At 68.9% G+C, this 13,784-nt stretch carries 8 protein-coding genes and 2 pseudogenes; 5 read left to right on the top strand and 5 right to left on the bottom strand.

The genetic code is table 11. From position 1 onward, the window contains the following. Positions 1-375 precede the first annotated feature (375 nt). The gene (locus OG410_RS06075; protein WP_329298174.1) at positions 376-1,356 is read right to left on the bottom strand and encodes a LysR family transcriptional regulator; all 981 of its coding nucleotides are present in this window, start codon (positions 1,354-1,356) and stop codon (positions 376-378) included. A 95-nt stretch (positions 1,357-1,451) separates the two neighbouring features. On the opposite strand from OG410_RS06075, the gene OG410_RS06070 reads away from it, so the two are divergent. Then, positions 1,452-2,609: a nuclear transport factor 2 family protein gene (locus tag OG410_RS06070; protein ID WP_329298173.1), complete on the top strand. Its 1,158-nt coding sequence runs from the start codon at positions 1,452-1,454 to the stop codon at positions 2,607-2,609. 91 nt (positions 2,610-2,700) lie between these two features. Here the strand turns inward: OG410_RS06070 and OG410_RS06065 are convergent, their stop codons facing one another. Then, positions 2,701-4,833, bottom strand: coding sequence for a glycoside hydrolase family 6 protein (locus OG410_RS06065; RefSeq protein WP_329298172.1), 2,133 nt, complete (start codon positions 4,831-4,833; stop codon positions 2,701-2,703). Positions 4,834-5,591: 758 nt separating this feature from the next. Between OG410_RS06065 and OG410_RS06060 the strand changes: the two genes are divergently transcribed. Next, positions 5,592-7,409: a cellulase family glycosylhydrolase gene (locus OG410_RS06060; protein WP_329298171.1), complete on the top strand. Its 1,818-nt coding sequence runs from the start codon at positions 5,592-5,594 to the stop codon at positions 7,407-7,409. Between the two features lie 244 nt (positions 7,410-7,653). Here OG410_RS06060 and OG410_RS06055 read toward each other — a convergent pair whose 3' ends face one another. Continuing rightward, on the bottom strand, positions 7,654-9,303 hold the full coding sequence (locus OG410_RS06055) for a ricin-type beta-trefoil lectin domain protein (protein WP_329304035.1): 1,650 nt from the start codon (positions 9,301-9,303) through the stop codon (positions 7,654-7,656). Positions 9,304-9,981: 678 nt separating this feature from the next. On the opposite strand from OG410_RS06055, the gene OG410_RS06050 reads away from it, so the two are divergent. Continuing rightward, positions 9,982-10,815 carry a hypothetical protein gene (locus OG410_RS06050; protein WP_329298170.1) on the top strand — a complete coding sequence of 278 codons (834 nt, stop codon included), beginning with the start codon at positions 9,982-9,984 and terminating at the stop codon, positions 10,813-10,815. An 83-nt stretch (positions 10,816-10,898) separates the two neighbouring features. Next, positions 10,899-12,001, top strand: a pseudogene (locus OG410_RS06045) (IS630 family transposase). Between the two features lie 27 nt (positions 12,002-12,028). Here OG410_RS06045 and OG410_RS06040 read toward each other — a convergent pair. Both OG410_RS06040 and OG410_RS06035 read right to left on the bottom strand, forming a co-directional pair. Next, positions 12,029-12,502, bottom strand: a complete 474-nt coding sequence (locus tag OG410_RS06040) for a GNAT family N-acetyltransferase (protein ID WP_329298169.1) — start codon at positions 12,500-12,502, stop codon at positions 12,029-12,031. Between the two features lie 167 nt (positions 12,503-12,669). Further along, a pseudogene (locus tag OG410_RS06035) lies at positions 12,670-12,813 on the bottom strand (IS701 family transposase); the annotation flags it as partial. A gap of 303 nt (positions 12,814-13,116) precedes the next feature. Between OG410_RS06035 and OG410_RS06030 the strand changes: the two are divergent. After that, complete coding sequence (locus OG410_RS06030; protein WP_329298168.1) at positions 13,117-13,551, top strand: ankyrin repeat domain-containing protein; 435 nt, start codon at positions 13,117-13,119, stop codon at positions 13,549-13,551. Positions 13,552-13,784: the final 233 nt, after the last annotated feature.

The raw sequence follows: 13,784 nt of genomic DNA, 5'->3' as shown, positions 1-13,784 counted from the left end.
TGCTGCGGGCCGATGACCTGGGGCGAAGCCGGAAGAAAGGATTCTCGAACTGCCGTGGCTCAGCCCGGAATTGGGCGCCCGACAATGTGGCTTGAAGTGCCTTCCGGCCGGGACGTCGACCGGAGCGGCGTCCCGTGAACGGGCCCGTCGGCGGCTAGCATCGGCACCTTCGAGGCCAGGCTCCTGCGCGGATCGTGTTTGCACATCCGCGGGATCAGACAGGCCGGGACGCCTCGGCCATGTGCCGGGCCGGGTTCCGTCCACGTTCCGGCGATGGACCGACGCACCCTCGGCGGAGGGCGCGCGCTCCGGCACATCGCCCGCGCACTGAGCGCGGTGATGAGGGCGGCGCCGAGGTGCTCCCGGCGCGCAACCTCATACGCGGGGTGTTTCCGTGACGCTGTCGTGAGGCGCCGGCGCAGCGGGACGGGCATCCTTCTCGGTCGGCCGATGAGGGACGTGGGGAGGACGGACCGAGGCGAAGGCTGTGGCGAGCTGGTCGAGCAGGGGCGCTGCGGAGGGGTGGGGATCACGGCGTGGTGTGATCGCGTAGATGCCACGGGTCGGAGGATCGACGAGGGGCGTGGTGGTGACGTCGGTCCGCAGGGCGCCCGTCAGTACGCCGGGTATCAGCGCGATGGCGTGACCGGTCGCGACCAGGGCCAGCTTGCCGACCAGATCGGCTGCGGTGAGGTCGATGCGGGCGCTTACCCCGGCGCGGGCGGCGTGTTGGCGCAGAAGCGCCGCCGAGCCGTCGTTGTCCTCGACCCAGATCTCGTCGGCCAGCGTCTGCATGCGCACCGGGCCGCGCCCGGCCTGCGGATGGCCGACGGGCAGTGCGACGACCATGTCGTCCAGCCCGAGGAACCGGCGTTCGACCCGGGGGTCATGGGGCAGCCCTGGCGGTGCATCGGTGACGACAGCGATGTCGAGATCGCTGGCGATCACGCGGCTGTGCAGTTGCGCGCTCAGGTCCGGCAGCAGGTTCCACCGGATGGATCCGGCTCGCTCGAGCAGACCCCGTATGGCTTCGGGAACGATCCCTGCGGCCAGAGACGGCGTCGCGCCGACAGCCAGTGGCCGATCGAACGTCCCGTCACGAACGTCTCGTACGGCACGGACAGCGCGGTCCGCCTCGTTGAGCGTGGCCACGGCGTGGTGCCGGAACACCTCGCCGGCGGGCGTCGGACGCACACCGCGCGCATGGCGTTCCACCAGACGTACGCCGAGTTGCCGCTCCAGTCCGGCGATCTGCCGTGAGACGGCCGACTGCGTGTGATGGAGCTCGGCGGCCGCCGCCGACAGTGACCCGAGTCGGCACACGGTCACGAAGGTGCGCCACACCGTCAGTTCCATGGCGTCAGTATGCCCAGCCGGCATGCGTCTCCCGCATGGCAGGCTTGCACGATATGCGCTTGTCGCAGTCTTTCCGGCGCGCCACGCTGGCGGGCATGACCACACCGCACACGATCGCCGTCCTCGGCCTGGGGCGCATGGGTGGCGCGATCGCGACCCGACTCACTGCCCAGGGCTGGGATGTCGTGGGCTGGACACGCTCAGGGCGCACATCGGGCGCCGTCAGGACGGCCGGCGACCCGAACGAGGCAGTGGCAAAGGCCGACCTCGTGCTCCTGGCGCTGTTCGACGGCCCGGCCTGTCGGCAGCTCCTGGACGACGTCCGTCATTCGCTGCGACCGGACACGACGGTGCTGAACATGAGCACTGTCGCCCCTGCCGAAGCGTCGGATCTGGCCCGGCAACTCGGCCCGTCCTACGTCCACGCGCCCGTTCTCGGCTCCGTGCTGGCTGCCGTCGCGGGCACCCTGCAGATTCTCGCCGCCGCCGACCAGGACACGCTCGATCGAGCCCGGCCGATTCTGGAAACGCTCGGCACCGTGCGGCGCGTCGACGACGCCTCCACCGCCGCCGCGCTCAAGCTGATCGCCAACAACAGCCTCGCCGGCGCCGTCCTCGCACTGCGCGACTCACTGCTGCAAGCCGACGCCCTCGGCTTGCGGCGCGCCCAGGCGCTGGATGTCCTCGAACTCGGCCCGCTCGGCGGGCTCGTGGTCCGCAAACGTGCCTTCCTCGACGGTGAGCCGCCCGTCGGCACCGCCGACTTCACGATCGGTGCGCCGGCCAAGGACATGACTCTGCCGGCCGACGCGTCGAACACGCCTTTGCGCAGCCCCGTCGGTCTGGCTGACACCCGTGCCGCCTCCGAGGCCGACATCGCCATGGCCGCCATGGTCCCCGCCGTGTCGGACGCCGTTCTCGAACCGCTCCGCGCCTACATTCGCGGACACGCCACCGGCGAGCCCGCCCACTTCCGCGACGCGTTCCTGCCCACCGCCCATATCGAGGGAATCCGGGGCGGCGCATTCGTCTCGTGGCCCTTGGACGAATACTGCGCTCTCTTCCACGGCCACCCGGCTCCGGACGAACCGACCCGCTCCCGCCGGATCGACACCGTCGACGTTCACGGCACCATCGCGACCGCGACCATGACGCTCCGGCACGGCGCGGACACCTTCACCGACATCTTCCTGCTGGTCCGAGTCGACGACGGTTGGCGCATCGCCAACAAGGCCTATCACCGACACTCATGAGAGGGCGAGAAGAGCGGCGGCGTCCTGCACGGACGGCACAGGGGCCGGAGCGTCACCGCCCCGGCCCCTGTCCGTTCCGTCCGCTCCCGCTCTACGGCTCGGTGCCCCAGGCGAGGGTGCCCGACACGTACACGGTCACCTTCGCCGCGTCCGCGTAGGAGGTGCCGGCGCCCCGGCTGTAGTCGTTCGACTCGTCGAAGTTCGACCAGTCGGACTTGGCCATGCGCAGCTGCAGATCACCGCTGTCCGCTCCGGCCGCCAGCGAACCGGAGGTGAAGCCCACCTCCAGGTAGTGGTCCGCGCCCGTGCGGCTCGGGGAGACGGCGCTCACCGAAGTCTTCACCGTGGAGCAGCCGAGCTGCGCCCAGTCACAGAACGTCTGGTAGCCGGCGGAGGAGGATTCTCCGGTGAACCAGTAGCGGATGGTCACCTTGGACAGATCGACGGCACCGGATCCGCCGTTGACGAGCTTGAGGCCGGGCCTGATCCCGTTGTCACCGGTGGAGGAGTCGTTGTTCTTGTACTGCGCCTTGAGGCCCGGGGTGCCTCCTCCTCCGCCCGATGCCTTGGTGGTGGCGGACACCGCGGTGGACGAGGACGAGACGTTGCCGGCCGCGTCCTTGGCCTTGACGGTGTACGCGTAGGTGGTGGAGGCGGCGAGCCCGCTGTCGGTGTAGGACGTGGTGGTGGCGCTGCCGACCTTGGTGCCGTCGCGGTAGACGTCGTATCCGGTGACCGCGGTGTTGTCCGTGGACGCGCTCCAGCTCAGGGTGGCGCTGTTGCTCGTCGTGGAGCCGACCGCGAGACCACCGGGAACGGTCGGGGCCTGCGTGTCACCGCCGCCGCCACCCGATCCGCTCAAGGGCGGGTTGGCATTGGCGAGCAGTTGACGGAACTGGGCGGAGAACCAGTGCCCGGCGAGCGGGGAGTTGGACAGCGCTCCGGTGAGGTTGTTCCCGTTACGCCCATTCCCGGTGTACGTGGGGTCGCACATCCGGTCGAAGCCCTTGCCCTCGTCGTTGTCGACGGCCTGGCTGGCCCCGTCGGACTCACCCGGCGGCTTGGCCCACACGTAGGCGTCGATTCCGGTGTCGGGCGCGGTCGCCGGGCGCTCGCCGAGACCCGCCCCGCTCTGGTTGCACCAGTTTCCGGCGTGGATGCGCCGGTCGATGCGACCGCCGTCCACGTAGGTGTCGACGCTGGTCGTCGGGCCGGGACCGGTCGGCCGGGCCGAACCGCCCCAGCCGTTGCGCGAGGTGTCGACGAGCATGCCGATCCCGGCGTCGAATCCCTGCGCGACGAGCGCGGTGCGCAGGCCCTGCGCGTACGAGCTCTCGTCGTCGTACTGGTTCCAGTCGATCCACTTCGACTGGCGCACCGTCTGCCCGTTGACCGTGTCCGTCACCTTCACGTACGGCTCTTTGGTGGCGGAGTAGTTGGCGGTGTTGACGATGAAGCCCGTCACATCGTTCACGGTGGCGCCGTTGGTGGTGGCGGCCTTCTTGAACTCCTGGGCCGACGGCACGAGGTTGCTGTCCCAGCCGAGCCAGCCGTGGTGGCCGGCGTCGATGTAGTTGTAGGCGTTGGGCAGAGCGCCGAGCTTGTGGAGGGCGTAGCCGACGCCCTTCTCGTAGTTGCCGTTCGCCTTCATCGTGGCGCACTGGGTCGTGGAGCCGGCGGTGCCGCCCGCGTTGGTGACGAGGTTGGGCAGCGAGTCGGGCTCGATGAGGTTGACGATCCGCAGGCTCGCGTAGGCCGGATCGGCGAGGATCGCCGCGATCGGGTCGATGTAATCACTCTGGTACGTGGCCAGGTCGTCGGGGCCGAGTTCGCCGTTGGAGGCGAGGGCCGCGCAGTCCCGGCCCGGCAGGTCGTAGATGACCAACTGGACGAGGTTGGCGCCCTGCGCCTTGGCCGCGTCGAGGTGGGCCTTGAGACCACGGGCGTCGGCGGTGCCCTGGATCGCGGCCATCCGGTCCAGCCAGACGAAGGTGGGCTGGTCGGAGATGGCCGAACCGCCCGGCTCGGCCGCGGCCTTGGCCGACCAGTCGGGATTCACGTAGGCCTTCGCGCCGACGTAGGGATTGTCGAGTTTGGCGGCCGCGGTCGCGGTGGTCGGAAGGGCGGCGACGGACAGGGCTCCGAGAAGGGCACCGACGGCCAGAGCGGCGGTCCGCTTCGGTCCGCTTCGGCGCACGGTGGAGTCGGATCTACGGGAAGGCATCGGCCATCTCCTGGGGAGAGCAGGCGGGTACGGTCGGCGTGCGGGATCGCCGGCGGCCCCCCGGTGTGCCGCGGCTCGGGCACACCGGACGGAACTCCGCCGGACGGGCGTTGCGTTCAGGCATGACGAAGGTGCGACCGCGTGCGTCGCGCAAGCTGGGAGCTGGAGGGCCGCCGAACACGAGTGAGCCGCGGCGTCGTCCGGACGTGGACCAGGCATCTGGCCGGCGCGCGTGGACGGTGCCGGCCACTGATGTGACGGCGGGGACATGGGGGTGCAGGTGGGAGCGCTCCCAAGGTGCGGCGTTCGACCTGTGGATGTCAACACTCGTGCGAAAGATGCCCTGCTGACGATCCGTCACTTATCGCGGCTCCGTGGCCTGGCTCGCTCGCGGGCCGCGCGGTGCGCGCCGGGTTGCGGTGGGGTGCGAAGGCGTGGGGGACCCGGGAAGCGGCACGCGGGGAATCCGGAAAGCGGGGGCGCGCCCTGCATGGCCGCAATGGTGCGCGGGCGTGGTCTGAACGGAGCGTGCCCGCGGTCGGCAACTCCGCGAAGGAAAGCGATCATCGCGTGAGGTATTGACGCGAACACGCTTAGTGGCTTCCATGTGCGCAGTCCGGCTTCGACGAGCCGGCCGTCGGGAGCGGGACACTCCTGCCGGTCCGCGGGAGCCGCCATGCCGGATGCCCATCCGCCTGCCCGCCGGAGACGTGCGCCCAAGAATGGGAGCGCTCCCACCCGGAGAGGACCCCCACGCCATGCGTCACCCACCCTCATTCCGCGTCAGGCGCACCCTGGTCGCGCTCCTCACCGCGGCCCTCGCGGCTCTCGTTCCGTTCACGGTGGTGGTGCCCGCGCAGGCGGCGGTCGCCCCCTCGTCCCCGTCGCCTGCGGCAGCCGCATCCGGCGCCGGATACTGGCACACCGAGGGCCGCCGGATCCTTGACGCGCAGAACCAGCCGGTGCGCATGGCAGGCGTCAACTGGTTCGGGTTCGAGACGTCCAACTACGTCGCTCACGGCCTCTGGTCGCGCGACTACAAGTCGATGACCGACCAGATGAAGACCCTGGGCTACAACACCATCCGCCTGCCCTACAGCGACGACATCCTCAAGGGCACCCAGCCCAACGGCATCACGTACGCCAACGGTCTGAACTCCGACCTGCAAGGGCTCGACTCGCTCCAGGTGATGGACAAGATCGTCGGTTACGCGGGCTCGATCGGCCTCAAGGTCGTACTCGACCGTCATCGGCCCGACTCCTCGGCCCAGTCGGCGCTCTGGTACACCTCCGCCGTCCCCGAGGCGACCTGGATCGCCGACCTCAAGGCCCTGGCGGCGCGCTACCAGGGCAACACCGCCGTGATCGGCATCGACCTGCACAACGAGCCGCACGATCCAGCCTGTTGGGGCTGCGGCGACACGAGCACCGACTGGCGGCTCGCGGCGGAGCGGGCCGGGAACGCTGTCCTGTCCGTCAACCCCAGCCTGCTGATCTTCGTCGAGGGCGTTCAGACGGTGAACGGTCAGGGCACCTGGTGGGGCGGCAATCTCGCCGGGGTGGCCACCGCGCCGGTGCGGCTGAGTGTCGCCAACCGCGTGGTCTACTCGGCCCACGACTACGCCACCAGCGTCGCGCAGCAACCGTGGTTCAGCGACCCGTCGTTCCCGGCGAACATGCCGGCCGTCTGGGACAAGTACTGGGGCTACATCTTCAAACAGAACATCGCCCCTGTCTGGCTCGGCGAGTTCGGCACCACCCTGCAGTCGACGGTCGACCAGAAGTGGCTCGCGGCGCTCGTCGACTACCTGCGCCCCACGAACACGTACGGGGCCGACAGCTTCAACTGGACCTTCTGGTCGTGGAATCCGAACTCCGGCGACACGGGAGGCATCCTCAAGGACGACTGGCAGACCGTGGACACCGTGAAGGACGGCTACCTGGCGGCCATCAAGGCCCCGGGCTTCACCGGAGGCGGGGGAGGCGGAGATACGAACGCGCCCTCGGCACCGACCGGACTGGCCGTGACCGGTACCACCGCGTCGAGTGTGTCCCTGTCCTGGAAAGCCTCCACCGACGACACCGGGGTGACCGGCTACGACGTCTACCGTGGCAACGCCAAGGCCGGTGAGGCCACCGGCACGTCCTTCACCGACACGAGCCTCACCGCGGGGACCCGTTACGACTACACCGTGCGGGCTCGCGACGCGGCAGGCAACACCTCCGCGGCGTCCGCGTCGGTCACCGCGACGACCGCCGGCACCGGGGGCGGCTCCAGCGGATGCAGCGCCACCTACAAGGTGAGCAGCGACTGGGGCAGCGGATTCAACGCCGACGTCACGGTCACCAACACGGGCTCCTCGGCGACCAAGTCGTGGCAGGTCACGTGGGAGTGGCCGGGCGGCCAGACCATCTCCGCGATGTGGAACGCCTCCTACAGCCAGGTGGGCAGGACGGTGACCGCGAACAACGCCGACCACAACGGCGCCATCGCGGCCGGCGCTTCCACCGGGTTCGGGTTCGGTGCGACGCCGGGTGGCGCCGGTACGCCGGTCCTGAACTGCCGGGCCGGTTAGAGAGATCGCCCGGGCCTGTCTCGGCCGGACCGCGGCACGCCGCACGGTGCGGCCGACGACATGGTCACCCCTGACGGACTCGCGACTCGTGTCCTGCGCCAGTGCGCCAGTGCTCACCGGCGATACATCGAAGAGCTTCACCGGCTGAGGTGCTGCCCTTCGATGTACCCGACCTCGGTTCACACAGGGTCTGGAGCAGGGGAAGGGAGGAGGCTTCTGCCGGGGGCAGGGAGCCTCCTCCCTCTCATGCCAGGGCGAACTTCTGGGCGCCGGAGCTGTTGCAGTCCCAGATCTGGAGGCGTGTGCCGTTCGCGGTGGCGCCGGAGGGTGAGTCGATGCACCGGCCGGTGACCGGGTTGGACATCGAGCCGTCGGCGTTGGCGATCCAGTTCTGGTAGGCACCGCCGTTGCAGGTGGCCAACTGGAGTTGCGTGCCCGCCGTGTTGACACCGCCCGCGATGTCCAGGCACTTGCCCAGCGTGCGCAGGGTCTGACCGTTCCACGTCCACTTCTGGTCGAGCGAGGTTGCCTGCTGGCAGTCCCACAGCTGGATCGCGGTGCCGTCGCCGCCGGTGTCGTCACCCGCCACGTCCACACACTTGCCGCCCGGTCCGTAGACCGGGGTACCGATGGCGAAGTTCTGGGCGCCGGAGCTGTTGCAGTCCCAGAGCTGGAGGCGTGTGCCGTTCGCGGTGGCACCCGACGGCGAGTCGATGCACCGGCCGCTGGCCGGGTTCTTCAGCGAGCCGTCGCTCTGCCGCACCCATGCCTGGTAGCCGCCGCTGTTGCACGTGGCGAGCTGCAACTTCGTACCCGCGGCGCTGTTGCCGCCGGCGATGTCCAGGCATTTGCCGAGGGTCTGGAGGGTCTGGCCGCTCCAGGTCCAGTGCTGGTCCTTGGCCGCCGACTGGCAGTCCCACAGCTGGACCGCGGTGCCGTCGCCGCCGGTGTCGTCACCCGCCACATCGACACACTTGCCGCCCGGTCCGGTGATCGTCTGGCCGGTCGACGAACCGCCGCCGCCCCCGGAGCCAGGCCCCTTGTTGTAGACGGCCACGGAGTCGACGACCAGTTTGCCGCCGGAGACCGTCGACGCGTTCGGGCCCCCACCGAAGGCGTCGGGGAAGCCGCCGCCGATCGCCAGGTCGTAGATGATGAAGAAGGGGTGGTCGACCGCGTCGGCCCAGGTCGTCGCGTCCACCTGGTTGGCGCTGACGGTGAAGAAGTTGTTCCCGTCGAGGTAGAACCTGATCTGCTCCGGCGACACCGAGCGGTCGATCTCCGCCGCGTAGTCGTGGAAGCCGGTCTGGCAGCCGGCGCAGGCGCGTTCACCCGAGCCGATGCCGGTCGACTCGTTGCACGGCCCGCCCGGGTTCACGCCGCAGTGGAGGGTGCTGAAAACGGAGCTGCGGCCGTTGATGTCCTCCATGATGTCGATCTCGCCGGACTTCGGCCAGGTCACACCGTCGCGCAGCGGCGCGCCGAGCATCCAGAACGCCGGCCAGTAGCCCGCGCCGTTGGCGGTGGTGACGTTGGGCTGCTGGAGGACGGACTCGATACGTACGACTCCGCCGGCCGGGGCGCCAAATGCCGCCGACTGGGTCTCCACGCGCCCGGAGGTCCATCCGCCCCGCGGGTCGGAACCGGAATGCAGCGCTTGGAGAACCAGATGCCCCTGGCCGTCGTAATAGACGTTCGAGGTGCTGTTGGTCATGGTCTCGATCTCGCCGGTGCCGAAGTTGCTTCCCGGCCCGGTGTCGTACTTCCACAGGCTCTGGTCGATGCCGGTGCCGGACGCACCGCTGAAGTCGTCGCTCCAGGTGAGCGTGAAGCCCGACGGCGTCGGGGGCACTGCCGCTTCGGCGTTCAGCGTCCCGGTGACGGTGGCCGCCATCGTCACCACGACGACGGGAATCAGAGTCAGCGCTCTCTTCCATCCGCGGCGCGGTGATCTTGCAGAGGATAATTGCATATGTCCGACCTTCGAAGAAAAGGCGTGATCGTGTCTGTCCGCCATGCCGCCCCGGTGATCTCCATCAACGGTGAGCAGTGCACACGCACTTGAGGATCTGGATGACGACGAGCAGGCGAGGACCGGCACCTGGGCTGCCGTGGGCGGGCGGGCCCACAGCGGGCGGCCGGAATCCCGTCCCTCGGCCGGCGGACACACCATCAGCGCAGGTGACGGCTGGCGGGTGTTGAGCCGTGTGGAGTTCTGTGCGGGGCGACGCTATTGGACCGGACCAATGCCGTCAAGGCTGTGCGACGGACCTCGACTTGGAGGAACCGATCGCCCTGGTTCTGTCCTCAGAGGGCGGTTCATACGTCCTTGGGCCGTACTGTGAATGCCTGATGCTGTGGGGCTCGGCGGTTGGGTGCGCGGCCTGGCGGCGCCCGCTCTCGCCGCGTGCGTAGCCGCGCCCATGCCCGGCCAGGTGACACGCCCAGGTGCGCGCCCACTGCGACAGGAGTCGCCTGATCGGGCTTTCCGTCGCTTTAAGTCATGGCGTGCGTCGCTGAGTTGGCGGGGTCACGGCTGACCGCTCCACACCGCTCGCTAGCATCTCTTCGCATGACGAAGCGGGGGTGGCGGCTGGGTGCGGCGGCGGTGCTGGCGGCGGTCTGTGTCTCCGGTCCAGGAGGGCCGAAGGTCATCCGTACGGCGTCGGACCTCGGCCCCCTGCCTGCCGACCGCTACGACTACACGCCGCAGGACTACCAGCGATGGCAGCGGGCATCGGCGTTGCTGGTCCGTCAGTGCATGGCGGAGCGTGGCCACCCGGACTTCCCGCTCGACCCGCGCTACCCCAGCGACCCCGTCGTCGTCACCGCGGTCAGCACCGACTACGGTGCCCTGGATCTCACCACCGCCCGCCGCTGGGGCTACGGCTGGGACCCGGCAAGGCCGCTGGCCCTCCAGCCGAAGGGCCGCCGGATGACCAACGCCGAGTATGCGGACCTCCCCGCCTGCAACGCCGATGCGAACCGGCGGCTGATGCGCGGCATCGACCTCAAGCGGGACTGGCTCTACGCAACCACACGGGCGATCGAGGTCGACAAGGCGGTCAAGCGCGACCCGCGCCTCCGCTCGGCTTGGGAGGTGTGGTCCCGCTGCGTGGCAGAACAAGGATTCACGCGCTATCCCGATCCCGTCGCGGCGTACACGGACACCGCCTGGCAGCGGGACGGGAAGGGCAACACCCGGCATACGCAGCGGGAGCGGTCCACCGCCGTCGCGGACGTCACCTGCAAGCGCCGCCACCATACGGCCGAGCTCTGGCACACCGTACGGGCGCAGAAGCAGGCCGTGGACATCACACACCACCGCGACCGCTACGCCGCCGGACTGCAGGCGCTGCGGACGTACCGGACCACCGTCGCCGAGGTGCTGCAAAAGCTCGGATAGTGCTCTGACCAGGAAGGTTCGCCGGGTTGGCGATGGGAGCGGTTGGATGGGCGGTGACGTCCGTTCCGACCGCGGGAGGTGTGGTGGCTGAGCCTGTGCGGGTGCGCAGACTGACCGACCAGGAGGGACAGAAGCTGCAGCAGATCGTGCGCCGGGGCAGTACAAACTCGGTGCGCTATCGGCGGGCGATGATGCTGCTCGCGTCCGCCGGCGGGAACCGTGTCCCGGTGATTGCCCAGTTGGTCCAGGCCACGAGGACATGGTCCGGGACGTGATTCACCGGTTCAACGAGATCGGCCTGAACTGTCTGGACCCTCGATGGGCGGGAGGCCGTCCCCGCCTGCTCAGTCGTGACGACGAGGACTTCGTCGTGCAGACGGTCACCACCTGCCCCACCAAGCTCGGCCAGCCCTTCACCCGTTGGTCGATCCGTAAACTCGCCGCCTACCTGCGCCGCGTCCACGGACGCGTCATCCGTGTCGGTCGTGAAGCGTTACGGTGCCTGCTGTTACGCCGTGGCATCACCTCCCAGCGCACCAAGACCTGGAAGGAGTCGCCCGATCCCGAACGCGATGCCAAGCTCGACCGCATCGAGCACGTGCTGGACCGCTTCCCCGACCGGGTGTTCGCCTTCGACGAGTTCGGGCCCCTGGGGATCAGGCCCACCGCAGGCTCCTGTTGGGCGAAACAGGGCAAGCCCGACCGCCTGCCGGCGACCTACCGCCGCACCCACGGCGTCACGTACTTGCACGGCTGCTACTCCGTGGGAGACGACCGGTTGTGGGGCGTCAACCGGCGCCGCAAGGGCACCGCCAAAATCGATCCGCGCGGCCCGGTCCGACGGAGCCCCGATCTACATCATCTTGGACAACCTCTCCGCCCATACCGGAGCAGACATCCGAGGCGGGCGAAGAAGAACAAGGTCGAGCTGTGCTTCACCCCGACCTATGCCTCCTGGGCCAACCCGATCGAGGCCCATTCCGGCCCGCTGCGGCAGTTCACCGTGGCGAATTCCAACCACCGCAGCCATCCCGCGCAGACCCGGGCCTTGCATCGCTATCTGCGCCGGCGCAACGCCAACGTCCGCCACCCTGACGTCCTCGCTGCACAGCGCAAGGAGCGCGCCCGCATCCGCAGCGAGAAAGGCATCCCCTGGGGCGGACGCCCCCTCGCCGCTGCGGCGTGAGCCTTTGGCTCGTCCGGTCGGTACGGATTACTGGACGCTGTTCGGCGTCCAGCGAAGCGTCATGTCGGGCAGGTTCTCCATGTTGCGATCACCATCGTTGGTGTCGAGGACGGTGAAACTGTGGCTCTCGTAGAACGCGCGGGCATCGGTGTTCTGCTGAAAGACGTGCAGGGACACCCCGTCAGGGCTGTGCCGCCTGACCTCATCGAGCAGTAGCGTGCCGATTCCTTGCCGGCGGACGTCCGGGCGCAAATAGAGGTGTTCGAGCATGTTGCCGTCGAGGGCCGCGTAGCCGATGATCTCGGCATCACGCACTGCGACCCAAGTGCGACATAGCTTGAGCAGGACGTCCTGGACCCATCGGGTCACCTGCTCGTGACTGCGCTTCTGCGGGGGCAGGTAGGGCATGGTCGCCGACCGAGAGGTCATGTGGATGCGCGCGATCAGGGCTGCATCTGCATTCTCCGCGAATCGGATCCGAGTCTTGCCATCATCACTCACGTCGGCAACCTACAGGCCCAGCAAACACTCGATCCAGCAGTTAACCCGGTGAACGTTGCCGGTCAGAGGACTAATAGGACTCCGTTGGGTCTGTCTGGGTCTTGGTGCGGTGTGTGTTCTGGCGGGGAGGGGTTGGTGGCAGGTGGTGCAGGTGCCGGTCCAGCAGTTCAGCAGGTCCTGGAGGGCGTCGAGGATCTGGTGGAGGGTGAGTTGGCTGTATCGGCTTTTGGGGCCAGGCGTTGTTCGGTGAGGAAGGCGTGGGCGGCGGTGACCAGGGTGACGTGGTGATGCCACCCGGCCCAGGAACGTCCCGCCTCAAGAGGCACCGCGCCGTTGCCACGCGATACGGCAGACTTGAGGTCTGCTACGAAGCAACAGTGCTGGTCGCGGCCATCAACGAATGGATATGACTGGCCCCACCACAGGCCCAGTCGCTAGTGCCGCGACAGGCAACGTTCGCCCCGTCGCGACTCCCGGCACGCACTCTCGCCGCACCGGCCGAAAGCCCAAGTACATCCAGTACGAGGACTTCCGGCCGGCACACCGAGAGCACGCACCGGGCGCCGCTCCTTGACGGGCAAACATTGCCTGCCGCGGCACTAGCCTCGGCTCTCATGAACCAGCGGCAGCGAAAGAAGCTCTCACGGCGCCTCTTCAACGCAATTCCGGTGGGTGACACCGCTGTCGTGAAGGCGGTTCTGCGGACTGGGGCCAACCCGGAGCAAGCCGACAGCGAAGGCACAACCCCTCTGTACGCCGCATCCGTGAACGGAGAAGCCGAGATCGCCCGCCTGCTTCTCACGGCCGGCGCCTCCCCTGACACCGAGAGCAGCGGAATCGGCGCAGAGGGCACGCCGTTGTGCGCAGCCGCAAGCTGGGGGCACACCGAGACGGTGCGCGCGCTGTTGGCGCACGGTGCCGATCCGAATGCACAGGAAGATCACGGCACGGGCTGGTCCCCCTTGGACTGGGCGAACAACGGCCCCCACCCCGCAACTGTCGCTCTCCTCATCACGGCGGGCGCCACCACCAACCGGCGAACGACGTAGCAGCGGCGCTCGACATCACGTTGAATGAATCTCAACGGCCGCCCTCGCGCTCATCACCGGCTGCTCCGGCGATGACACCGGAGCGGCCCCCGGCACCGACGGCCGACCGGCGCCGGACGCCTGGACAGGCCCGAAACTCGGCCGTCTGATCCGGCCCGGCCGGGCGCGCCCACAGCCGCTCGGCCGACAGACCCGGTAACGCTTCGCGGATCCGCCCCGTCCGAAGGGGTGTG

It is taken from the genome of Streptomyces sp. NBC_00659 (assembly GCF_036226925.1).
Taxonomy (GTDB): Bacteria; Actinomycetota; Actinomycetes; order Streptomycetales; family Streptomycetaceae; genus Streptomyces.
The sequence above is the reverse complement of the archived record's forward strand: the minus strand, read 5'-3'. Positions and strand labels throughout refer to the sequence as shown.